The organism is Natrialba swarupiae (genome assembly GCF_008245225.1).
Lineage (GTDB): Archaea > Halobacteriota > Halobacteria > Halobacteriales > Natrialbaceae > Natrarchaeobius > Natrarchaeobius swarupiae.
The window spans coordinates 43,542-65,800 of record NZ_VTAW01000021.1; the positions used below are offsets into that span (position 1 = coordinate 43,542).

Sequence of the window (22,259 nt, forward strand, 5' to 3'; positions counted from 1 at the left end):
CTGTACCCGATCATACGAGGCATATTTATGTTTGACAGTGGACGTCTCTGCATGGCTCTCGTCTCGGCGCTCGAGCGGTCTCCGATCGGTCGCTCGCCCGCGTGGTTGCCCGTCGTATCTCGGCCCAACCGAGCGTTCCCCGTGTCTCGACCGGATCGATCACTCGCCGCTCTCGTTCGAACCGCTGGTGGTCGACCGTGAGAGTCGCGACGGTCGTACTGACGTGGACGGCGGGGGAGTTCCACGAGGTCGACGACGCGTTCGCGCGCAGCGAAGCGGTCTCTCTCGAGTCGATTCGCCACCTGGACCCGATCCACGACCGGCTGTGTACCGAACTGCTCGAGCTTCGCGGCGATCTCGAGGCGGCTCGGACACTGCTCGCGGCGGTTCCCGACGTCCTCGAGTTCGACGTGGCGGGGGCGAACGGTCGCGGCATCGCCTCCGTCCAGTACCGGACTGCCGGCCGGATGACCGATCTGCTGGCGATCCTTCGCGAACACGAGATCGTCGTCGACTGGCCGATGACGTTCGTCGGAGCCGAGGGCCACGACCGCGCCCTCGAGATCCGCGTCCTCGGGACGAGTCGCGCGATCCAGCGTGCTGCGGCCGATCTCCCCGACGGCGTCGACCTCGACCTCCAGCGGCTGAGCGGATACGAACCCGACGCGACACGGTTCTCGCCGTCGCTGACCGACCGCCAGCGGGAGCTATTCGACCACGCGTTCGAGGAGGGATACTACGAAATTCCACGGGAGACGACCCACCGCGAACTCGCCGAGCAGTTCGACATCTCGGCGGGAACGGTCGGGGAGCACCTCCAGCGGATCGAAGGGAAGCTGGCGGCGTCGTACCGACGCGGCTGACGAGGGCCGTTGTCCCGACGTCCCGATCGCTACGTCCACCTCCGTGTTTTTACCGACTGCCGCCCACGCTCCGGTATGGACGAGACGAGTCTCGAGCGACTCGCAACCGACCTCCGACCGGCGGACTCGGCAGTCGCGCTGACCGGCGCCGGCATCTCCGCTCCGTCGGGGGTTCCGACGTTTCGCGGCGACGACGGCGTCTGGGACCGATTCGACCAGGGACAGTTCACCTACGGCCGATTTCAGCGCGACTCCGAAGGGTTCTGGGCGGACCGCGTCGAACTCCAGCGAGAACTGTTCGGCGGGAACTACGAGCCAAACGCCGCCCACGAGGCGCTCGCCGCGCTCGGACGACGTGGCCCACTCGAGGCGATCTGTACGCAAAACACCGACGGACTCCACGGCGAGACACTCGAGTCGACCGACGCCGAGAGCGATCCGGCGATCCTCGAACTGCACGGTAACGCCCGACGCGTTCGGTGTGTCGACTGTGGGAACCGCCGCGACGCCGATCCGATCTTCGAGCGGGCCGAAGACGGCGAGTTACCGCCGCGGTGTGAGTGCGGTGGCGCGTTCAAACCCGATGTCGTCCTCTTCGGCGAGCAGCTCCCGGCTGCCGTCATCCAGCGCGCCAAGTCCCGTGCACGCGAGTCCGACGTCTTCCTCGCGATCGGCTCGTCGCTCGTCGTCGAACCCGCCGCCTCGCTCCCGCGGCTCGCGGCCGACGCCGGCGCGACGGTGGTAATCGTCAATCTCGAGTCGACTCCTTGCGATGGCGTCGCAGACATCGTGTTCCGCGAGGACGTGACGCAGGTACTCCCCCGACTCCGTGAGCTGGTCGAATCCGTCGATTAACTCGTTCCAGCCTTCGAGTCGCCTCGAGAGGAGCCGGTACTCTCAGCCGGAATCGGTACAGGCTCGGCTCGCGGATCGCTACAGCACGTGTTCGTCGATCAGTCGCGCCTGTCCTCGCCGCAGTCGCTCGCTGACGGCCTGCGTGGAGATGTCGAGCATCTCGGCGATCGTCGCGAGGTCCGTCTCTCGCGGCACGTCGAAGAACCCGCGCTCGTACGCGAGAACGATCGCCTCTCGCTGTGACTCGGTGAGCGCGTTCGGCTCATCAGCACGACGAGCCGCCTCACCGTTGGCGAGTCGATGGAGTTCGAACTCGACGCCCTCGCTCTCCAGAAACGTGTGGTACTCCGCGAACGATTCGCGGTCCGGAAACCGCATCTCGACTTCCCACCGGCCCTCGGATCCGAGACAGTCGAGTAACTCACCGCCGGCCGCCACCCACTGACGGTAGGCCGAAATCACGTCAGAGTCGCTCCGTCGAATTCGGTAGAGCGTTTGGTCGCCGCTGTAGACGAATCGATCGAACTCGTCGACCGTCTCGTCGTCGTCCAGTTTCCGTTCGAGACGGTCTCGATCGTGATATCGCGTCCAGCAAAAGAGGATCGGACGATCCGGGTTCAACGCGTACTGTCGCTCGAGTTCGACCGTGAGCGACGGCAACGCCTCGAGCGTCGGTCCGAGGACCAGCGAGGGGGAGGCCGCTTCGAACTCCGCGAGCAGACTCATGACTCGGTCTGGTCTCCGGAGACGCAAAACCGTTTAGGCCAAATCGGCGTTTTCAGAGCGTTTATCGGCTATCACCAGGAGTTATGCGTCGCGAGCGGCTTCAACCGTCTCGCGGACCGCCCCGACCCCCTCCTCGTGGGCCAAGTTGCCGACGACGATCACGTCGGCGTACTGGGCCATCGAATACGCCGAGTCGTAGTCGTGGATGCCGCCGCCGTAGAACAACGTCGCCTGGTCGGTTGCCTCGCTCGCCGCTTGGACGACTCCCTCGTCACCAAGCGTTCCCGAATACTCGACGTAGACGATCTCCTGGCCGAACATCCGCTCGGCGACGGTTGCGTAGGCGGCCACGTCGTCGGGCCCAAGATCACAGTCGGCTTCGGTGTAGGTCGCGACGTCCGCCTCGGGGTTCATCACGATGTAGGCTTCCGTCGTCGTTCGCTCCCAGTCGAGTCCGTTGTCGATCTTGATCCACTCCTTGTGAGCGCCCGTGATCCAGAACGGCGAGCCGGCGTTGAACACCGTCGGGATCAGGTAGCCCTCGAGCGCCTCGTTGTCGATGACGACGTCGGGACTCGAGGGCTCCTGGTAGAGTGGAACGTCGTGTTCGGCGCAGGCCTCGACGACGGCCTCCATGTTCTCCTCGGTGATCCCCATCGTTCCGCCGACCTCGATCGCGTCGGTGCCGGTCGCACAGAGGTCGCCGTAGGTAGTCCCCTCGGGAAGGTCCTTGTCCGGATCGATCTTCAAAATGTGATTCCAGTCGTCCCAGGGGGCAGTCATACCGCTCCGTTACCCGAGGACCGTCAAAAGCGCTACGAAACGGCCGACAGAACCGGAACGGACTGACCGGCGTACTGCGCCATCGAAACGGGGGTTAGACTCGGTGGGCCTTTCGACGAACTGCACCGCTGTGGCGCCACAGTAGCGCGATCTCGTACCAAGAACGACGATCGAGATCGTGCAAATATATATCGCCATGAAAAATACACGCAACCGATCAGTCGAGATACAAATCGGCAGGACGAACAATGAGTGACGGTTCCCTCATCCTGTTAGTCAGCGCAACGATGCTATTCGCATCGGTACTGAAAGGGTTCGACTATGTTCTCCTCACGAACGAAGAGATCGACCGGGTGCCCGTCCTCTCGAGGGTGCTATTCGGGTGCTGGATCGGTATCGGAGTTGGCGGTGTGGCGATGTTCGGTGGATACGTCGCAGTAGGGGCGACTCCGCGAACCGCCGTCCTCGCTGGACAGTTCAGTATCCCGGTCTGTATCGTTCTCGATATAGTCAGAGACCGCAAGATCGGTATCGAGAACGGGCGGAGCCCAACGGCCCGGTGGCTGGCTGAGAACGTCTTCGCGAAACGCTGGTAGGCGTCTCCGGTTTTCGACACTACTCGGCCGGTATCGTGGCTATTCGACTGTTATCGTCGTGAGATCCTCGGCAAATCTGACGTCGCCGTCGTAATGGGCACCGATCGACTCGAGCATCTCCTCGTGGCGACCGTCGGTGTGTGGGTAGAGGTGCGTCAGATAGACCCGGCCGATATCCGTCCCTGCGAGTGCCGTCCCCAGCCGTTCGGGCGTCGGGTGGTTCGAGACGTCGACGTCGTCGGGAAAGGAACAGTCGTGGGCGAGAATCGCCGACTCGTCGGCGAAGTTCGCCAGCCCGGCGAACGCCTCGCTGTCGCCGCTGAACGTAAAGCGGTCGTCGAATCGGTAGGCGAGACAGGGAAGCGAGTGACGCGTCTCGTAGGCCGAGACGTCGAAGCCGGCGACGGAGAACCCGCCGGGATGGACCTCGCGCACCCGCAACTCGAGTTTCTCCTGCATGTACTCGTGAACCTCGAGCAAGCCGTCGATCAGCCCCTTCGTTCCCTGGGGGCCGACGACCTCGAGGTGTTCCTCGCCGGCGAGCCAGCGGGCTTTCATCAACGGGAGCAAGTCAGCCATGTGATCCAGGTGGTGGTGGGTGAGCAAGACACTCGAGACGGACTCGTAGCCGACGCCCGATTGCTGGAGCCGGTGAAGTACGCCGGAGCCACAGTCGACGAGGAGGGTCCGACCGTCTTCCTGTACGAGAATTCCCGTCTGGAAGCGCTCGCCGGTCGCCATCGCGCTGCCGGTTCCGAGAAAGGTGACGCGCATGCGAAAGCGTGGGCCCGGTCCGGGAAAAAGGATTGTGCTGGCCGGCTCGTCGGTGCAAACGACGGAGGGCTGTGGGTAGCGAACCGGTGGAGCAGCGAACGCGCCGGACAGTCACGGTCGCCTTACCACGGGGGTGCACGTCCGGGCTCGAGAGCAACGCAGTGGTCGAGTTCCGTCAGGACGGTCGGGACGATTCCGCCGGAACCGACGCACCCAACTCGGTCTCGATGGTCGCTCCCGCGTTGAGTGCGATCAGTCCGAACCCGACCTTGGTGAGGAGATCGAGGTAGGTGACGAGCATGACGTCGACAGTGAGCGTCAGCAGGTCGAACCCCGGGGGACCGAGCAACCAGACGATCGGGTACACCGACCAGAGGACCACCGTGAGGTTCCGAAGACTCCCAAAGAGCGAACCGACGGCGGGACCTCGTTCGCTCGCCTGCTCGCTCATCGGACCCAACAACAGATACACCAACGCGACGTACGCGGCTGCAGCGAGCCCGAACAGCCAGAACCGGGCTGCCCCGGAGAGAAGCGCCGCCGCGAGCCCACCACCCATCACGACCGTGTTGACGACGACGACGAGGCCGAGTTCCCGCCGACCGATTCCAGAAAGTAGCCCGAGAAACGCGAGCAACAGCGGCGTCGTGAGTATCCAGTCGACGTACCTGGGGACGAAAACGATCCGGTCGCCAACCGGCAGCCAGCCGATTCCGAGAGCCATCAGTGCGTACGCGATCGCCGCGATCAGGCTGACTGCGGCGAGGATCGCGTAGTATCGGCTGTCGCTCGTATCCCCGGATAGGCTGCCCCGAACGAACGCAGCCGTTCCGGCCCCCATCCCGAGCGCACCGAACCAGAACAGCGTGGTCGTGTCGATCACGCGACCTCACTCCCGTTTTTCGCCGTTCGAGTCCGTCCGCTCGTCCCGCCCGCCCCGTTGGAGACGCGAATTCCGTCGAGGAGCTCGAGCAACGTGTACGCGTCCGCCGAGAGAGTGTCGACCCGCTCGAAGGCCGTTCGTGCCGCCGTCGACTGGGTTTCCGCGGCCGTCGAAACCTCGTTCGCCTCCGTCGCGGTCGTCTCGGAGATTTCGGCGACGTCGTCGACCATCTTCACGACCTGTGCGGCGGAGTCGGCCTGGCGGTCGGTCGACGTACTGATCTCCTGGATGCCGGTGTTCGCCTCTTCGACGGCCTCGACGATCCGCTCGAGTGAGTCGACCGTTTCCTCGACGGTTTCGACGCCTCGTGAGAGTCGATCGCTCGTCTCGCGTACGTCCTCGACCGTCGTCTCGGTCCGATCCTGGATGCGGTCGATCGACGCTTCGATCTCGGTGGTGGCCTCTTTCGTCTCTTCGGCGAGCGACTTTACTTCGCTGGCGACGACCGCGAACCCGTCTCCGCCCCGGGATTCGCCGCCGTTGCCCGCGTGAGCGGCTTCGATCGACGCGTTGAGTGCGAGCAGGTTGGTCTGATCGGCAATCTCTGCGATGATGTCGGTCACCTCGCCGATCTGCTGGATCTCCTCGTGTAACGTCTCCATCGCCCCGACGGTTGCGTCGGTCTGTCGCTCGACGTCCGAAATCTCCGCGATCGCGATCTCGGCGGTCTCGAGACCCCTCTCGCTTGCCGCCGATGCCTCCTGGGACGTCTTCGCCACCTCGGCGGCACTGGCGGCCATCTCTTCGGTGGTCGCCGAGATGTCGTCCATCTCCATCGCGATCGTCTGGATCCGCTCTGTCTGGGTGTCTGCCCCCTCGGATATCTCGGTGATCGTCTCGCTGACGTCCTCGCTCGTTTCCATCACCCGCTCGGCGTTCGATCGGACGTCCCGGCTGGCATCCGAGACGTCGTCCGCGAACTGGCTGATCCGTCCGACGAGCGATTCGATCCCGTCCATCATCTCGTCGAACGACGTCGCGACCGAGGCCATCGCTTCGGTGTTGCCCTCCCCGCCCATCCGTGCCGTCAGGTCGCCGTCCGCACACCGGGCCATCACCTCCCCGAACCGCTCGGCGTCGGCCTCGAGTGAGTCGTTCACCTCGGCGAGCCGTTCGCGTTCCCGTTCGACCTCTCGCCTGGCTGTCTCGGCCTCGGCCCGAGCCGTTTCGGCGCTTTCCCGTGCCTCCTCGGCTTCCTCGCGGGCGCGTTCGGTCTCCTCGAGCGACGAGCGAAGCGATCGGCGCATCTCGTCGAAGGAGTCGTAGAGGTCGCCGATTTCGTCGTCCCGGCGGCTCGTCAGATCGACGTCGAGATCGCCGTCGCCCATCCGCGTCGCCGTCGCTGACAGTGACGAGAGCGAGGCTGCGGTGTTTCCGCCGACGGTCGCTGCGACCAACCCCAGGTTGATCACCGTCAACACGATTAGCCCGGTGATTGCGGACGTCGAGCGTTCGGCGACGGCGGATGCGCCCACTTCGGTCGCAGCGACGACCTCGAGATAGGCCACCGCTCCGAATGCGATCGTCACACCGACGACGAGCGCGAAGATCGCCCCGAGTTTCGCCGTGTAACTCCGACGAACTCGGTCGGGAAACCAGGTCTTCCTAACGGTCATGCACCACGGTGAAGATCACTGCATCATAACGGTAGTGGCCACTTAGTTGGGGTTCTGCCCGGCGTTCGTCGGTCCCCTTCGTGGATTGTCACACGCTTCGGTACCGGTTCGCGAAATCGAGAGACGCCGGGACAAAGCGCGACCCCCTGGCGTCTCACTCGAGTTCGCCGCGCAGGCACTCGACTCGCTCGAGGAACCGACGACGTACCTCGCTCGGGACGCAGGGCTCGAGATCGTACGCGAGAGTCGCCGGCTCCGCCGGCTGAAAGCCGTTCAACAGCGACGTCGCCTCGTACCGAAAGAGGCGATCGTCGGCGTCCATCACCGCGGTCCACTCGGCGTCGGTCGGCGGCCGGACGCCGAGGCGTTCCCAGGTCGCCTCGAGGACGCGATCTTCGATCGCGCCGAACTCGTCGACCCGCCGCTTGACCGGGCGGGGTAGGTCGGTAATGTACGCCTCGGCCGCGTCGTGGAGCAGGCCGTATAGCTGAACCCGCGGGCCGTACTCGCCCGCGAGCTCGTCGCTTACGTACAGCGAGTGCGTCCCGACCGTGTAGAAGAACGCGCTCTGTCCCGAGAACCGACAGGTCTGTGAGAGGCCGTGAGCGACGTCCTCGAACCGAATCCGGTCGGGAGCCGGCTCGAGTGGGTCGAACCGAACTCCCGAGTAGGTGGTGATCGCACTCGAGGACTGTTCGTTCGCCATACCAGCCTCTGGGAAAGCGACCGACAAATCGATTCGGGTTCGTGGGATTCCGGAACCGACCCGTCGGAAAGTGGCCTCCGTTCGGGGTATCCTCCCGTGCGGAGTTCGGGGTTTTGTCCGGCAGTACGGGTCGTCCACTCCGTGGTGTACCACTATACGTTCCGGTGTTGAACAGCAGACGCCATGGTCGACGACGCCGATCCCGCGTATTACGTGATCAGCGATCTTCACATCGGCGGTGACGAACAGCTCGGTGAGATCGACTTTCTCGACGAGTTGCTCGCATTTCTCGAGCGTCTCGAGGCGACCGACGAGAACGCCGAGTTGGTGATCAACGGCGATCTGTTCGGCCTGTGGGAGGTTACCGAAATCGATGGCCCTGCGAAGTTCGAGTTCCTGACGGAGCGCTATCCCGACCTGTTCAGGCAGTTGCGCGCGACCGGTGAGTCGATCCCCATCACGCTGTTGCCGGGCAATCACGACAACGAACTCACGGCCTACGAGGAGTACGCCGAGCGGCTGGCAGAGTACAACGTCGATCTCGTCCGATCCCGGTCGATCACTCGCCCGGTGGGCGATCGGACGATCTGGTTCGAACACGGCCACCAGCAGGATCCGAACAATCGATTCGAGGACTTTGCCAACCCGTACGAAACGCCGCTCGGTTACTTTTACAATACACACGTGACGAGCCGAGCGGGCAGGCTCTCCGACCGAGGTCGATATAACTGGCTGAAAGACGTTCAGGCGGTCACGCCAACGGAGCGGGTTCCTCGGTGGCTCTTCTCGAAGTACTTCTACCGCGAGATGAACCCGCTCTTGCGGTACGCGGCGATCCCGTTTCTGTTGGCGTTCAACATCAGCGTCGTGATCGCCGTCCTCGCCGGGTTGGACGTAGCCGGCGTCTGGACGATGCCGGTCGAGACGGCGGACGCTGCTCTCGACCGGCTGGGTCTCGTCGGTGAGGCCGTCCACTTCATCCTCGTCGTTAATTCGGTGATCGCCGGCGTGATCCTCCTCGCGTCGATTCCCGTTTACTTCCTCCTTCGGGACGTCAGAAAGACGGTCGATCGGTTCGGAGCCGTCGAGACGGATCTCACCGTCGATCCCGACGAACCGTACGAAACTGCCGCTCGAGAGGTGTTCGTCGAGCATCCGGAGACGGCGATATTCTGTTACGGTCACACCCATCGCCCGACGATAAACGAAGTCGACGGGCGGCTGCTCGTCAACACCGGAACGTGGCTGAAACGGCTCCACCGCCGGGACGTCGTCACCGGGCTCTTGCCGCCGGTGTTTTACCCGTCGTACCAGCTCTGTGTCGTTCGCATCGCCGCCGAACCCGACGGCATCGCAGTCGAGTACGAAGAGATCGTCAAACCGAGCCCGTACACCGAAGAGGTCACCCTCACCGAGCGACTTCTCACACTCGGACGGAAACCGTCCCCAGCGTTGCCCGATCGAGCGGTCGTCCCCGCCGAAGCCACACCGTTTCCTCCCAACTCGGGCGAGCGAACGGATGAGTGATCGCCGTCCTGGCTCGTCTCGTCCACTTTCACCACGCTGTCCAAACCCTCTTACCCGCCGGGTGCTCAGACGGGGACGATGACGGGGATCGAGGACCTCGAGTTGCCGGATTCGGACGACCTCCCGTTCGATCCGGCCGCCGTCGAGATCGAAGACGGCGACGTCTTCTCCCTGCTCGAACCCGCGGTCCGGGAGTGGTGGCTCGAGGAGTTCGGCGAGTTCGTTCCCGAGAACAGCGGTTTTTTCACGCCGCCACAGCGGGGTGCGATCCCGAAGATCCACGAGGGACAGAACACGCTCATCTGTGCGCCGACTGGCAGCGGGAAGACGCTCGCAAGCTTCAATTCAATTATAAATAATCTGTATCGAAGGGATCGAGCGAACGAGGACGGCCTCGAGAACTCGGTGTACTGCCTCTACGTCTCGCCGCTGAAATCCCTCGCGAACGACATTCATCGGAACCTCGAGATCCCACTCGAAGGGATCGAGTCGATCGTCGCGAACCGGGACGACGACGCACAGATGGGCGAGATCCGCCACGCCATCCGCCACGGCGATACCCCCTCGAGCGAGCGCCAGAAGATGCTCGAGGAGACGCCTCACATCCTGAATACGACGCCCGAGACGCTCGCAATCTTGCTCAACTCTCCCAAATTCCGCGAGAAGCTTCGCACGGTGGAGTACGTCATCGTCGACGAGATTCACTCCCTTGCTGCCGGGAAGCGGGGCACCCACCTGTCGGTGAGTTTAGAGCGACTCGAGGCGATGGCCGACGGCGAGATCACGCGGATCGGCTGTTCAGCGACGATCGAACCCCTCTCGGAGATCGCGGAGTTCCTGGTGGGGCGAACGGAGCCGAGCGGTGAGCCAAGAGAGTACGAGATCGTCGACGCCCGCTTCGCCCGCGAGTTCGATCTCCGACTCGAGTGTCCGACCGACGACCTCGTCAACACGCCCCGTGACGTCGTCCAGGAGCACTTCTATCGGATGCTCCACGACCACGTTCAGGACCACACCAACACCATCGTCTTCACGAACACGCGATCGGGCGCAGAACGCGTGTTACACAACCTGCGCGACCGGTTCGACGCCTACGACGAGACGAACTCGGGCTGTCACCACGGCAGCCTCTCGAAGGACGTCCGCCAGGATATCGAACGCCGGCTCAAGGACGGCGACCTCGACGTCGTCACGACCTCCACGAGCCTCGAGTTGGGGATCGACATGCCCCACGTCGATCTCGTCGTCCAGGTCGGCTCCCCGAAATCGGTCGCCGCGATGCTCCAGCGAGTCGGCCGCGCCGGCCACCGGGTCGGTCAGACGGTGACCGGTCGCGTGATCGCCCTGGATCGGGACGAACTCCTCGAGTGTGCCGTCATGATGAAGAAGGCCGAGGAGGGGTTCGTCGATAGGGTCTCGATTCCCGAGAACGCCCAGGACGTGGCGGCCCAGCACGTCTACGGGATGGCGATCGCCGAGATTCGTCCGGAATCCGAGGTCACGAGTATCCTCCGGCGTGCGCACCCCTACCGCGACTACGGCGAGGCGGAGTGGGAGTCGCTCGCGCGCTATCTCACCGCCGAGTACGCCGGATTGGAGGAGAAAAACGTCTACGCGAAGATCTGGCGGGACGAGAACGACCCGCCCGACGGCGAGTACCACTACGAGGAGTTCCCGGTGGGCGAGCCCCTGATCGGCAAGCGCGGCCGGCTCGCGCGGGTGATATACATGACGAATATCGGAACGATTCCGGACTCGTTCAGCTGCGACGTCTACACCCGGGCGGGCGACGAGTGGGTCGGTCAGCTCGACGAGGAGTACCTCGATACGATCGAGAAGGGAGACGTCTTCGTCCTCGGTGGCGACCACTTCGAGTACCGCTACCGTCGTGGCTCGAAGGTCTACGTCGACCACACGAGCGCCCGGCCGACGGTTCCCTCGTGGTACTCCGAGCGGTTGCCGCTGTCGTCCGATCTGGCGCGTGAAATTCTCGCGTTCCAGGGAGACCTCCTCACCCACTACGAGGACGGTGGCTCGCCACGGGTTCGCGCCTGGCTTCGGGAGTTCCCGCTGGACGACGACAGCGTACGGGCGATTTCCCGCCTCTTCGAGTACCAGCTCCAGTACGCTGGCCCCGAGAGCGTGAGCACGCCGGATCGGCTGGCGATCGAGGTCCAACGGGACCGCGAGGAGTACGAACGCCGCTACTACGTCCACTCGACGTACGGACGCAGGGTCAACGACGGTCTCTCCCGGCTGCTCGCCTACCGGTGTGCACAGGAGGCGACCGCAAACGTCCAGGTCGCCGTCGCCGACAACGGCTTCGTCCTCTCGATGCCACTGAATCGAAAAGTCGATCTCGAGGGCATCCTCGCGGACCTCGAGGCCGACGAGGTCCGCGATCAGCTTCGGGCGGCGCTGTCGGGAACCGACCTCCTCCAGCGGTACTTTCGGATCAACGCGACCCGGTCGCTAATGATCTTGAAACGGTACAAGGGCTACGAGAAATCCGCCAGCGAACAGCAGGTTTCGAGTGAGATGTTACTCGGCTTCGCGGAGGATCTCGAGGAGTTTGCCGTGATCGAGGAGACCTACCGCGAGATTCTCGAGGACAAGCTCAACGTCGCCGAGATAGAGGAAATCGTCGCCGCCCTAGAGACTGGCGACCTCGACCTCGAGCGCCGGCTACTCGACTCGCCGACCCCGCGTGCGTTCGGCCTCGCGACGCTGTCGGCCAGCGACGTGGTGCTCGCCGAGGACGAAAGCGCCGCGTTGCAGGCGCTTCACGATCACGTTCTCGAGGAGATCGGTGAGGATTCGCTACGGGGACTCAGCTCCGAGTCCCTCGAGTGACGGTGGGCCGATCGTTGTCTCTCTCGATTCGGGGCTCTCGGTGAATCGGATTCTGGTTCAGCCGCCGGACCGTCAACCGAACGGACGCCCAGCTCGAGCGGACAGAAAGAGTCGATTCGGAAAAAAGGGGCTAGTCCTCGCTCTCGTACGGCTCGCCGACCGACGAAGGCATCCGGGTCTTCCCCCACGCCGTGAGCACGACGATGACGGCGGCGTACGGCAGGAGGTTGACCAGTCGCGCGGAGACTTCGATGCCGACCGTCTGGAACTGGACGTTCAACATGTCGAGCCCGCCGAACAGCAACGCTGCGGCCGCCGCGCCGATCGGGTTGTAGTTGCCGAACAGGTAGGCGACGATGCCGATCCAGCCCCGTCCGTCGACCATCGTCTCGCCGGTCCCGACGAAGTTGCCGGCGTGGGCGAGCAACACCGCGCCGCCGAGGCCGGCCATCGCGCCGGAAAAGATCACGGTTGCGTACCGGACCCGGTTGACGTCGACGCCCGCGGTATCCAGCGCCTCGGGATTCTCACCGGCGGCCTGGATCCAGTAGCCGTACTTCGTTCGGTAGAGGAACACCCACGACGCCAGGACGACGATCACCGTCAGCACGACCAGCGGCGACTGGCCGAACGCCAGCGAGTTGATGCTCTCGAGGCCCGGACTCGAGCGGCTCCCCCAGATGATCGCCGCGGTAAACGGGGCGAATCCGAGGCCGAGGAACCAGACCGCGAGGCCGGCGACGATCTGATCCGCCTTGAAGTGGATCAGGAGGACGGCGAAAAACACCGTCAGAATCGCCGAGATCAGGACGGCGATCGCGATCGCGAGCCAGACGTCGAGCTGGCTCGGCGAGGTTCCGCCGAGAAGGTACATCGTCGCCGCGGCGCTGAACGCCCCGAAGATCATGAACCCCTCGAGGCCGATGTTGAAGACGCCGCTTTTCTCGGCGTAGAGACCACCGATCGCGGCGAGTGCGATCGGCGTCGCCATCTCGAGCGATCGCGTCAGAAATCCGACCGTGAGCAGTCGCTCGAGGGCGATGTCGAAGACGAAGGTGAACACCGCGGCGGCGATGAGCAGTGCGACGACCGTTGCACCGGCCAGCTGAACGCGCTCCCGCTGGGCGTAGTCGGCGACGCTCATCGCGACTCACCTCCGAGCCCGGTTCGCCGGGCGATCATCCGGAACAGTTCGGGAACGGCGACGAACAGGACTACCAGCCCGACGATACCGTCGATGAGTTGGACGGGAACGTCGCTGTTGATCTGGATGTGTGAACTCGAGGACTCGAGGCCGCCGAACAGCAGGCCCGCCGGAACGACCCCGAGGGGATTGTTCGCCGCGAGCAGGCTGACGGCGATGGCGTCGAAGCCGTAGTTGCCGATGCCGGACGGGTCGGTGAAGTAGCCCTGAATCATGATCGCGAAGATCGCACCGCCGAGTCCGGCGACCATTCCGGAGAACGTCATCGTCGAGACAATCATCCGTTTGGCGTCGACGCCGGAGTACGTCGCGGCCGACTCCTGATAGCCGCTGGTCACCATGTCGTAGCCAAAACTCGTCCGGGTCATCACGGCGGCGACGACGACGACGACGACGACCGTAACGAGGATACCGACGATCGAGAGGTTGGGATCGTCGAAGACGACCGACGGGAAGCCGACGGTATCGGGCATGCGCTCGGTTCTGGTCGCGGTCGCCTCGGGATCGCCGAATCGACCCGCAACGAGCCAGCCGACGAAGCCGATGGCGATGAAGTTCAGCATGATCGTGGTGATGATCTCGTTTGCGCCACCGTAGGCTTTCAACACGCCAGGAAGCGCCGCATACAGGCCACCGGCGACGATGGCGGCGATCGTTCCAATCACCATCAACGCGACCCCACCGATCGTCCCGTCGGGCAGATACGGGGCGAGCGAGACGATCGAGACGACGGTCGCGAAGCCGCCCACGATGAACTGTCCTTGGACGCCGATGTTGAACACGCCCGCACGGAACGCGATGGCAACTGAGACGCCAGCGAGCACGAACAGCGTCGAGTACCGAAGCGTCCGTGCGATCGCTCGCTCGCTGCCGAACGAGCCGACGACGAGCTGGTTGGCGAACTGAATCGGATCGTATCCAGAGGCTGCGACGATGACCAACCCGATGAGCAACGCTAGTGCCGTCGATCCGATCGCGATCCCGATCCGCTCGAGAACGGTCGCATCGAGCATCTTCGCGGCGGCACGGTCGAGTCCTGTGCGGAGTCGGCCGACCCCGCTACTCATGCCTGTGCCTCCGTATCGGTTTCAGTTTCCTCGGTCACGTCGTCCTCGAGGCTCCCGCCGGTCATCAGGAGACCGAGTTCCTCCTCGGTGACGCGTTCGGGGTCGACGACGTCGACGAACTCGCCTTCGTACATGACCGCGATCCGATCGGAGAGCTTCTGAATCTCCTCGAGTTTCGAGGAGACGACGAGGATCGCGAGCCCCTCTTCGCGGAGTTCGATCAACCGATTGTGGATGAACTCGATCGAGCCGATGTCGACGCCTCGAGTCGGATGGGCGGCGATCATCACGTCCGGGTCGTGTCCGATCTCTCGGCCGACGATGAACTTCTGTTGGTTGCCTCCGGAGAGCGATTCCGCGTCGTTTTCGACCGTGGGTGGCTGGACGTCGAACTCCTCGATTATCTCCTCGGCGTGGTCTTTGACTGCCGACCAGTCGATCCGCCCGCCGGTCGCGTACGGTTCGACGGTCTGGTTTCCGAGCAACGCGTTCCGGACGAGCGAGTACTCCTGGACCAGACCCTCCGTCTGGCGATCCTCGGGAATGTAGGCGATTCCGGATTCGATCCGAGCCCGTCGGCTTCGGTCGGTGATCTCCTCGTTGCCGAGTCGGATCGAGCCGTCGTCGACCGATCTGAGGCCAGTAATTCCCTCGACGAGTTCGCTCTGGCCGTTGCCCTGGACGCCGGCGATACCGAGAATCTCGCCCTCGCGGACGGTGAGATCGACGCCCTGAACCTGGTCGCGGCCCCGATCACCGGACATCCACAGCTCCTCGACCTCGAGTGCGGGATCGCCCGGCTCCGCCTCCCGGGAGAGTCGGTCGAACAGCACTTCCCGACCGACCATCATCCGTGCGAGTTCCTGTTCGTCGGTGTCCTCGGCCCGCACCGTGCCGATCGCCTCCCCGTCCCGTAAAACGGTGATATCGTCGGCGATTCCCAGGGCTTCGTCGAGTTTGTGTGAGATGAAGATCAACGAGCGGCCGTCCGCCCGGAGATCGTTCATGACGGCCATCAGGCTCTCGACTTCCTGGGGGGTAAGCACCGCCGTGGGCTCGTCGAGAATGAGGATTTCAGCACCCCGGTAGAGGCTTTTGACGATCTCGACGCGCTGTTGGGCGCCGAGATCGAGCTCCTCGACGCGTGTGTCGAGGAACTCGTCGACGTCGAAGTCGTATCGCGAACAGATCTCTTCGACGTCATCTCTGGCGGCCGATTCGTCGACCAGCCCGTTCTCGGTCGGCTCGTGGCCGAGGACGATGTTCTGGAGCACGGTCATCGTCTCGACGAGCTGGAAGTGCTGGTGGATCATCCCGACCCCCGCCGCCATCGCGTCGCGAGGCGACTCCACCGCTCTCGGTTCGCCGTCGATCACGATCTCGCCCTCGTCCTGATCGTACAGGCCGTAGAGTACGCTCATCAGGGTGGTCTTCCCCGATCCATTCTCGCCCAGGACGGCGTGAATCGACCCCTTCTCGAGGGTGAAGTCGACGTCGTCGTTGGCGACCACGTCGCCGAATCGCTTCGTGATTCCCTCGAGTCTAACCGCTGGCGGTACGTTACTCGTCGTCATTGTCCTCCGTCGGAAGTATACTCATAAATACGAAACTGAAGACGGCGACGCCCTCAGCAGCTGGTCGGGCCGCAGGTGAGTTCGATCTCGTCGTTCTCGAACCCGTCTTTCGCGTCCTCTAAGTTCTGCTCGACCGCGTCGGGTAGTTCGCCGTCGAACGCCTGGCCGACGACGAAGTCGATACTCCCCTGGGCGATGCTCAGGTTCTGTTCACCGACGACGCTCTCGAAGTCGCCGTTGACGACGGCCTCGGAGACGTCGTACGTCGCCTCGTTGAGCGCTTTGACCGCGGAGCCGAGGATGACGTCCTGGTACTGCTCTTCGGTGACCGACTGGTCGACGTCGACCCCGAGTGCGAACCGGTCGTTGTCCTGTGCCGCCGAGAACGCACCGGCACCCGCGGCCGACGCCGCGTGCCAGACGATGTCCGCACCGTCGTCGATCTGGGATTCGGCGACGTCGTTGGCCGCACCGGTGTCGGAGAAGCTTCCACCGTAGCCGGTCAGCACCTCCGCGTCGTCGTTGACCCACTCGACGCCCTCGATGTAGGACTGCTCGAAGGCGTTGATCAGCGGGATGTCCTCGCCGCCGACGAATCCGACGACCGACTCGTCCGGGTTGGTCTCGCTGTCCTCGTGTGCGAACTCCTCCTGAGTCATCACGCCCGCGACGACGCCGGCGAGAAACGACATCTCGTTGTTCATCTCGATCCAGCCCGAGACGTTGTCCGCGCCGTCGATCACGTTGTTGATCAGCATCCAGTTCTGGTCCGGATACTGTTCGGCGTTGGTGTGAAGCGGGTCCGTGTGGTTGTCACCGACACAGACGATGAGATCGTATCCGCTCTGGGCCGCGTCGGCCTGGATCGACTCGTACTGGGCTTCCTCGGTCTCTTCGATCGTCGTGTACTCGAGATCGAAATCGTTCGACGCCTCCGCGAGCCCCTCGACGGCGTTGTCGTTGAACGCGTTGTCGTCGAATCCCGCCGGACTCGAGATGATCGCGACGTTCGTCTCGGCGTCGTCACCGTTGCCGTTGCCGTTGCCGTCACCGTTGCCGTCGCCGTTACCGTCACCGTTGCCGTTGCCGTTGCCAACACAGCCAGCGACCGTCGTCCCAGCGATGACCGTTATGCCGGACGCGAGTACCGTCCGTCGGTTCAGACTCGTCCGTTCCCCACGCGACGACTTCGCACCCTTGTGGTCTGGTGTCATTACGTTCTCATCAGAAGACCTATTACACTATAAATTTACTCATATAATTGCAATCTTTTCTACTATATGACCCAATTCTGTCAGTTGTTGGTTGTGGCTACTCAGTTTAGAACTGTGGAAAAATACAGCTTTTGAACTCTCTACAAATAGAACTCAATTCCTTTCGGTGTTCATTACTCCGTTACATTCTGCTCACGATAGTATTCTCTATTTTTAGTTATCCGCTCGCCACATACTGATTGCAGTATGTGATTAACTAATTACAGGCAGTCTGTCTTCTCCCCCAGGAGCAACACGAGAAACGGAGCGATCAAGTAGCAGTAACAAGAGCATATACTCCGATAATCCGAACGCGCGTCGGGCCGAGTGACGCGCTTTACCCGCATCCGCGGTGGGACGGAGAACTCGTCTTGCCGTTTAGATCGTCGCCGCGAGATTCGTCGTAATCGCGCCCGCGACGACGAGTAACGCGATCGCGACGACTGCGGCCGCCCGGTACAGTCCCAGCACGTCACTCGCTGGTTCACGCAGCTTCTTCCCGTTGAGTCCGGCCTCGAGTCGCTTCGCGCCGATCTCGACGAGCGCCGCGAGAACGAGCCAGAGGACGACCATCGCGATGACGAGCTGGCCGTTCGTGGTATTGAGGAGGCTCTCGCTGGTGTACCTCGTGCCAGCGAGGTGACCCCCAGTGAGCAACGACACGAGCGCGCTCACGCGCGAAATCGTCGTCAGTTTCCTCGAAATACCCTCGAGCGGGCGCGTGGTGTTGAACGCGCCGTCTCGAGCGAGCGGTAACACGACGAACGCCACGTAGAACACGCTACCGGCCCAGATCGCGGCGAACACGAGGTGTGCCGTCTGCGCGAGGAACGTATCGACCATACGGGTTGGCTTGGAGAGGGATGGTATCAGAGTTCCGACTTTCACTCGAGTGAGAACGAGCCACGTTTACGACCGTTCGCGGTCGCCTCGAGTCCCGGTCGAGAGAGTCATACCGACCCCGGTCGTTCGGTATCGGTGATCGTCGATCCCGTCCGGTCGATTACGGGTACAACGCTCCACCGATCCGTGTCAGACGGTTTACTGTCAGTCAGTACCGCCGAAACCGCGATCAGTCTGCGGGTTCGCCGGTTCATCGTGACAGCAATCCGTATCAGTCACTCGAGCCAGTCCGGCGTCCACGCAACCAGACGCCGCCGGAGGAGGGCGTAGACGAGCGAGGCTGCGATCCCGGCGGCGACGAGTGTCCGAGTCCAGCCGTCGAAGACGATCAGCGTCGGAATCGCGAGGGCGACTGCGACGGCGGCGTCTTCGGGTGCGCCGTCGTACCTGATCCAGCGGCGAGGTCGGATCCACCGGTCGCGGACGTGATCGTAGACTGCTCGTTCCGATCGATCGTTCCACGGGTCCATCTCGGGACCGCCGCCAATCGCGTCGGATACGGCGTGGAGCCAGGCTGCGACGACGAACGCCCCGACGCCGACGGCGAGACTCGAGGGAGAGACAGCAGCGATCATAACCGCGGGAACGGCAACGGCGAGGCCGGAAATTGGGAAATGGAAGCTCCGGCGGTGCTCCAGGACAAGGTCGAGATCCGGTGCGAGTCCGCCGAGGATCGCCCCGGCTGCGAGCGCGGTTCCGAGTTCGGGATGGGCGTAGGCGACCGGCGCGACGACTACGAGCGCGGCAAAGACGTGAGTAGTCGCCATCATGGCCAGTCACCGGTCATATCGACTCCTCGTCGCCGGGATACAAAAACGGTCTCACCCGCCGCGATCGGTCAGGAGGGCCGTCACCTCCGAGGTTCGCTCGCGGATCCTCGTCACGAACAGGTTGCAGGCGACTCCGAGACCGACCGTTTAGGAGCGAGAACCGCCTACTCGAGGTTCTCGCCCTGGTAACTCCCGTCGTAGACGTCCTCGTGATTCGCCTCGGCGAACACGAGCTGGGCGATCCGGGCCCCGCGTTCGATCTGGATGTCGTGGTGGACCTGCAGTAAGCCTTCGCCGCGACCCTCGTAGCCGGCGTCCCAGACCGCCGTGTTCAACATACAGGAGTTACGCATCAGCGACGACCGGGGATAGACGAAGCCGACGTGCCCCTCCGGAATCTCGATCCGTTCGCTGTAGCGGGCGATATACGCCCCCTTCGGCAGGTAGTAGGTGTCGGGATCTTTCTGCTCGAGCTCCTCGAGTGGGCGAGCGACGCGGTCGCCGATCTCCTTGCCGTCGCGACCGATTCGTCCCGGCTCGAGTTGCTCGAAAACGACATCGAGGGTGAGGTCGACGCCGTTTGGCTGGAGCTGGTTTTCCTCGATCGGCGAGACGTGATCGACGACGAACGCACCGGAGCGAAACATAATCGTATTCCTCAGACCGGATGGACGGAGAAAAAGCAACCGCTTCGCCGCGAACGCGGGCTGTTTGGTAATCGATAACGAATGCAGTGAATCGCTCGACAACTGTCTGGATCGATGACGAAATTTCCGCGACAATTATCGCCCTCGGCGGAATTAACACGGTTGATCCCCACAGTAACACGCTGGATTTATCAGGACGGACGGCCGAGTCTCGGACGCTATGGGACAGACTCTCACCGAAAAGATTCTCGACGATCACCTCGTCGAAGGAGAACTCGAGACCGGCGAGGAGATCGGAATCGAGATCGACCAGGTGCTCACACAGGACACGACCGGAACGATGGTCTGGCTCCAGTTCGAAGCGATGGGACTGGACGAAGTCCAGACCGAAATCGCAGCTCAGTACTGTGACCACCAAACGTATCAGTTCGACTTTAAGAACACGGACGACCACCGCTTCCTCCGCTCTGCAGCCGGAACGTACGGGGCACATTTCTCTCGCCCCGGAAATGGCATCTGCCACAACGTTCACCGCGAGAACTTTGCAGCTCCCGGCAAGACGCTGCTGGGTTCGGACAGTCACACGCCGACCCCCGGCGGCCTCGGCGAACTCGCCATCGGCGCTGGCGGGATCGACGTCACCGTCGCGATGGGCGGTGCCCCCTACTACATCGAGATGCCCGAGATCGTCGAAGTCCGCCTCGAGGGCGAACTCCCCGAGTGGGCCACCGCGAAGGACGTCATTCTCGAATTGCTCCGACGGCTCTCCGTGAAAGGCGGCGTCGGCAAGATTTTAGAATACACGGGCCCAGGCGTCGAGACGCTCACCGCACCCGAGCGGATGACGATCACCAACATGGGGACCGAACTCGGTGCGACGACCTCGATCTTCCCGACCGACGAGCAGACCGAAGACTACTTAGAACGCGTCGGTCGCGGCGACGAGTACGTCGAGATTCAGCCGGACGACGACGCGGAGTACGACGACGAGATCGTCGTCGACCTCGCCGATCTCGAGCCACTGATCGCCCAGCCGTCGATGCCCGACAACGTCGTCCCCGTCAGCGAGGTCGCAGGCGAGGACGTCCAGCAGGTCATCGTCGGCTCCTGTACCAACGGCGGCTACGAGGACATCCTCCCCGTCGCGAAGATGCTCGAGGGCCGTGAAACCTCGATGGAGACCGAGACGATCGTCGCACCCGGCTCCAAGCAGGCCTCCGAGATGCTCGCCCGCGAGGGCTGGGTCGCGGAGATGATGGCCGCCGGCGTCAACTTCTCCGAAGCTACCTGTGGTGCGTGTATCGGCATCGGTCACGTGCCCGCTTCGGACTCCGTCTCGCTTCGAACCTTCAACCGCAACTTCGAGGGCCGATCGGGTATCGAAGACGACAACGTCTACCTCTGTTCGCCGGAGGTCGCCGCCGCCGCGGCGATCAAAGGCGAAATCGTCGATCCGCGTGACCTCGCCGAGGAACTCGGCGACCTCGAGGACCCCGGCGTCGAACTCCCCGACGAGTACGACGGCTCGAAGACGGACCTCATCAGTCCCGACGAGGCCGTCGACGACGAACTCATCAAGGGCCCGAACATCGGCGACGTCCCGCTGAAAGACCAGCTCGGCGACGACGTCGCGGGCGAGGCGCTGCTCAAGATGGAGGACAACATCACGACCGACCACATCATTCCCGCGACCCAGGACATCCTGATGTACCGGTCGAACGTCCCCAAACTGAGCGAGTTCACCCTCTCTCGCGTCGACGACACGTTCGCCGAGCGCGCACTCGAGGCCGACGGTGGCTTCCTCGTCGCCGGCGAGAACTACGGCCAGGGCTCCTCGCGAGAGCACGCCGCACTCTGTCCGATGTATCTGGGCATCGAGGGCGTCCTCGCCCAGAGCTTCGCCCGGATCCACCGTGCGAACCTCTTTAACTTCGGGATCGTCCCGCTGACGATCGACGAGGACACCTACGAGAACATCGACCAGGGCGACGAGATCGAGATCGTCGACGACGTCTACGACGCCGTCACGAGCGGTCAAGAGGAGTTCACGGTCCGCGTCAACGGCGACGAGTACACCGCAACGCTCGACGCCTCCGAGCGCGAACGCGACATCCTCGCGGCCGGTGGCAAACTCGCCTGGACGAAAGACCAGGCCGAAGAGAGCGGCGCCGCGACCGCCGACGACTGATCGTCGACGAACGCCGATCGGGACGACCCGGTTGACTTCCGATTGCGACTTTTCTGACAGTAGCGCTCTCGATGAGCGGTTCAACTCCCGCAATCGGTTCGTCGTTCTCGCGGTGTCCGCTCCGGTTGAACGGTGTTCAATACACGGCAGCGCGTCTTCCGCGGTCTGTCGAACGTGCCGCGAGCGTAGCGAGCGGTACGCAAATCTCCGTCGTCCCGTTATTCGTCCACCGTCGTATCGATTCCGAACAGTCGATTTCCACCGCAGTACCCCGTGACGGCGTTTTCCAGTAATCCCAGTCCAGCGATCCCCGCGATCGCTGCAGTGGTTCGTCGAGCGTGTCATAGAAACGTTCTCAACGAAGGCAGCAGGGTGTGGAAACTGTGTCCAGCAGCGCCACAACCCTGCAAG

General features: G+C 63.3%; 19 protein-coding genes and 1 pseudogene. 6 read left to right on the top strand and 14 right to left on the bottom strand.

Annotated features, from left to right (window positions below):
* Positions 1-197: 197 nt before the first annotated feature.
* Positions 198-863, top strand: a complete 666-nt coding sequence (locus FYC77_RS14910; protein ID WP_149082292.1) for a helix-turn-helix domain-containing protein — start codon at positions 198-200, stop codon at positions 861-863.
* Positions 864-938: 75 nt separating this feature from the next.
* On the top strand, positions 939-1,718 hold the full coding sequence (locus FYC77_RS14915) for an SIR2 family NAD-dependent protein deacylase (protein WP_149082293.1): 780 nt from the start codon (positions 939-941) through the stop codon (positions 1,716-1,718).
* Positions 1,719-1,796: 78 nt separating this feature from the next.
* Here FYC77_RS14915 and FYC77_RS14920 read toward each other — a convergent pair whose 3' ends face one another.
* On the bottom strand, positions 1,797-2,444 hold the full coding sequence (locus FYC77_RS14920; protein ID WP_149082294.1) for a helix-turn-helix domain-containing protein: 648 nt from the start codon (positions 2,442-2,444) through the stop codon (positions 1,797-1,799).
* An 81-nt stretch (positions 2,445-2,525) separates the two neighbouring features.
* Positions 2,526-3,227: a phosphoglycerol geranylgeranyltransferase gene (locus tag FYC77_RS14925; RefSeq protein WP_149082295.1), complete on the bottom strand. Its 702-nt coding sequence runs from the start codon at positions 3,225-3,227 to the stop codon at positions 2,526-2,528.
* A gap of 248 nt (positions 3,228-3,475) precedes the next feature.
* On the opposite strand from FYC77_RS14925, the gene FYC77_RS14930 reads away from it, so the two are divergent.
* Positions 3,476-3,823, top strand: coding sequence for a hypothetical protein (locus FYC77_RS14930; RefSeq protein ID WP_149082296.1), 348 nt, complete (start codon positions 3,476-3,478; stop codon positions 3,821-3,823).
* 39 nt (positions 3,824-3,862) lie between these two features.
* On the opposite strand, the gene FYC77_RS14935 is transcribed toward FYC77_RS14930, so the two are convergent.
* The 4 genes from FYC77_RS14935 to FYC77_RS14950 all read right to left on the bottom strand — a co-directional run bounded on the left by FYC77_RS14935 (position 3,863) and on the right by FYC77_RS14950 (position 7,862).
* Positions 3,863-4,597 (bottom strand): MBL fold metallo-hydrolase, encoded by a 735-nt coding sequence (locus FYC77_RS14935; RefSeq protein WP_149082297.1) that lies wholly within the window; start codon positions 4,595-4,597, stop codon positions 3,863-3,865.
* A gap of 175 nt (positions 4,598-4,772) precedes the next feature.
* A complete protein-coding gene (locus tag FYC77_RS14940; RefSeq protein ID WP_149082298.1) occupies positions 4,773-5,480 on the bottom strand; it encodes a bacteriorhodopsin in 708 nt (235 codons plus the stop codon).
* Positions 5,477-7,156 carry a methyl-accepting chemotaxis protein gene (locus FYC77_RS14945; protein ID WP_149082299.1) on the bottom strand — a complete coding sequence of 560 codons (1,680 nt, stop codon included), beginning with the start codon at positions 7,154-7,156 and terminating at the stop codon, positions 5,477-5,479. The genes FYC77_RS14940 and FYC77_RS14945 overlap by 4 nt, the downstream gene beginning before the upstream one ends.
* Positions 7,157-7,310: 154 nt before the next feature.
* Entirely contained in the window at positions 7,311-7,862 is a 552-nt protein-coding gene (locus FYC77_RS14950; RefSeq protein WP_149082300.1) for a phosphohydrolase, read from the bottom strand.
* Between the two features lie 183 nt (positions 7,863-8,045).
* Between FYC77_RS14950 and FYC77_RS14955 the strand changes: the two genes are divergently transcribed.
* Both FYC77_RS14955 and FYC77_RS14960 read left to right on the top strand, forming a co-directional pair.
* On the top strand, positions 8,046-9,389 hold the full coding sequence (locus tag FYC77_RS14955; RefSeq protein WP_149082301.1) for a metallophosphoesterase: 1,344 nt from the start codon (positions 8,046-8,048) through the stop codon (positions 9,387-9,389).
* A 78-nt stretch (positions 9,390-9,467) separates the two neighbouring features.
* Positions 9,468-12,242 (top strand): ATP-dependent helicase, encoded by a 2,775-nt coding sequence (locus tag FYC77_RS14960; RefSeq protein ID WP_149082302.1) that lies wholly within the window; start codon positions 9,468-9,470, stop codon positions 12,240-12,242.
* A 130-nt stretch (positions 12,243-12,372) separates the two neighbouring features.
* Here the strand turns inward: FYC77_RS14960 and FYC77_RS14965 are convergent, their stop codons facing one another.
* From FYC77_RS14965 to FYC77_RS14995, 7 genes are all read right to left on the bottom strand, one after another.
* Positions 12,373-13,386, bottom strand: a complete 1,014-nt coding sequence (locus FYC77_RS14965) for an ABC transporter permease (protein ID WP_149082303.1) — start codon at positions 13,384-13,386, stop codon at positions 12,373-12,375.
* Complete coding sequence (locus FYC77_RS14970) at positions 13,383-14,513, bottom strand: ABC transporter permease (RefSeq protein WP_235019722.1); 1,131 nt, start codon at positions 14,511-14,513, stop codon at positions 13,383-13,385. The genes FYC77_RS14965 and FYC77_RS14970 overlap by 4 nt, the downstream gene beginning before the upstream one ends.
* Positions 14,510-16,087, bottom strand: a complete 1,578-nt coding sequence (locus tag FYC77_RS14975) for an ABC transporter ATP-binding protein (protein WP_149082304.1) — start codon at positions 16,085-16,087, stop codon at positions 14,510-14,512. The genes FYC77_RS14970 and FYC77_RS14975 overlap by 4 nt, the downstream gene beginning before the upstream one ends.
* Before the next feature lie 53 nt (positions 16,088-16,140).
* Positions 16,141-17,301, bottom strand: a complete 1,161-nt coding sequence (locus FYC77_RS14980; RefSeq protein ID WP_149082305.1) for a BMP family lipoprotein — start codon at positions 17,299-17,301, stop codon at positions 16,141-16,143.
* A 417-nt stretch (positions 17,302-17,718) separates the two neighbouring features.
* Entirely contained in the window at positions 17,719-18,183 is a 465-nt protein-coding gene (locus tag FYC77_RS14985) for a copper resistance protein CopD (RefSeq protein ID WP_149082306.1), read from the bottom strand.
* Between the two features lie 275 nt (positions 18,184-18,458).
* A complete protein-coding gene (locus FYC77_RS14990; RefSeq protein ID WP_149082307.1) occupies positions 18,459-19,013 on the bottom strand; it encodes a metal-dependent hydrolase in 555 nt (184 codons plus the stop codon).
* Between the two features lie 164 nt (positions 19,014-19,177).
* Positions 19,178-19,660 carry a deoxyuridine 5'-triphosphate nucleotidohydrolase gene (locus tag FYC77_RS14995; protein WP_149082308.1) on the bottom strand — a complete coding sequence of 161 codons (483 nt, stop codon included), beginning with the start codon at positions 19,658-19,660 and terminating at the stop codon, positions 19,178-19,180.
* A 220-nt stretch (positions 19,661-19,880) separates the two neighbouring features.
* Here FYC77_RS14995 and FYC77_RS15000 point away from each other — a divergent pair, with 220 nt between their 5' ends.
* A complete protein-coding gene (locus FYC77_RS15000; protein WP_149082309.1) occupies positions 19,881-21,848 on the top strand; it encodes an aconitate hydratase in 1,968 nt (655 codons plus the stop codon).
* Between the two features lie 218 nt (positions 21,849-22,066).
* Here FYC77_RS15000 and FYC77_RS20755 read toward each other — a convergent pair.
* Positions 22,067-22,183: pseudogene (locus tag FYC77_RS20755) on the bottom strand (YgaP family membrane protein); the annotation flags it as partial.
* Positions 22,184-22,259 lie beyond the last annotated feature (76 nt).

Excerpts from the sequence above, each read along its gene's own strand:
- FYC77_RS14945 (WP_149082299.1), bottom strand. The coding sequence starts at position 7,156 with ATGACCGTTAGGAAGACCTGGTTTCCCGACCGAGTTCGTCGGAGTTAC.
- FYC77_RS14965 (WP_149082303.1), bottom strand. The coding sequence starts at position 13,386 with ATGAGCGTCGCCGACTACGCCCAGCGGGAGCGCGTTCAGCTGGCCGGT.
- FYC77_RS15000 (WP_149082309.1), top strand. The coding sequence starts at position 19,881 with ATGGGACAGACTCTCACCGAAAAGATTCTCGACGATCACCTCGTCGAA.
- FYC77_RS14950 (WP_149082300.1), bottom strand. The coding sequence starts at position 7,862 with ATGGCGAACGAACAGTCCTCGAGTGCGATCACCACCTACTCGGGAGTT.
- FYC77_RS14975 (WP_149082304.1), bottom strand. The coding sequence starts at position 16,087 with ATGACGACGAGTAACGTACCGCCAGCGGTTAGACTCGAGGGAATCACG.
- FYC77_RS14930 (WP_149082296.1), top strand. The coding sequence starts at position 3,476 with ATGAGTGACGGTTCCCTCATCCTGTTAGTCAGCGCAACGATGCTATTC.
- FYC77_RS14985 (WP_149082306.1), bottom strand. The coding sequence starts at position 18,183 with ATGGTCGATACGTTCCTCGCGCAGACGGCACACCTCGTGTTCGCCGCG.
- FYC77_RS14995 (WP_149082308.1), bottom strand. The coding sequence starts at position 19,660 with ATGTTTCGCTCCGGTGCGTTCGTCGTCGATCACGTCTCGCCGATCGAG.
- FYC77_RS14925 (WP_149082295.1), bottom strand. The coding sequence starts at position 3,227 with ATGACTGCCCCCTGGGACGACTGGAATCACATTTTGAAGATCGATCCG.
- FYC77_RS14970 (WP_235019722.1), bottom strand. The coding sequence starts at position 14,513 with ATGAGTAGCGGGGTCGGCCGACTCCGCACAGGACTCGACCGTGCCGCC.
- FYC77_RS14960 (WP_149082302.1), top strand. The coding sequence starts at position 9,468 with ATGACGGGGATCGAGGACCTCGAGTTGCCGGATTCGGACGACCTCCCG.
- FYC77_RS14935 (WP_149082297.1), bottom strand. The coding sequence starts at position 4,597 with ATGCGCGTCACCTTTCTCGGAACCGGCAGCGCGATGGCGACCGGCGAG.
- FYC77_RS14990 (WP_149082307.1), bottom strand. The coding sequence starts at position 19,013 with ATGATGGCGACTACTCACGTCTTTGCCGCGCTCGTAGTCGTCGCGCCG.
- FYC77_RS14920 (WP_149082294.1), bottom strand. The coding sequence starts at position 2,444 with ATGAGTCTGCTCGCGGAGTTCGAAGCGGCCTCCCCCTCGCTGGTCCTC.
- FYC77_RS14915 (WP_149082293.1), top strand. The coding sequence starts at position 939 with ATGGACGAGACGAGTCTCGAGCGACTCGCAACCGACCTCCGACCGGCG.
- FYC77_RS14955 (WP_149082301.1), top strand. The coding sequence starts at position 8,046 with ATGGTCGACGACGCCGATCCCGCGTATTACGTGATCAGCGATCTTCAC.
- FYC77_RS14980 (WP_149082305.1), bottom strand. The coding sequence starts at position 17,301 with ATGACACCAGACCACAAGGGTGCGAAGTCGTCGCGTGGGGAACGGACG.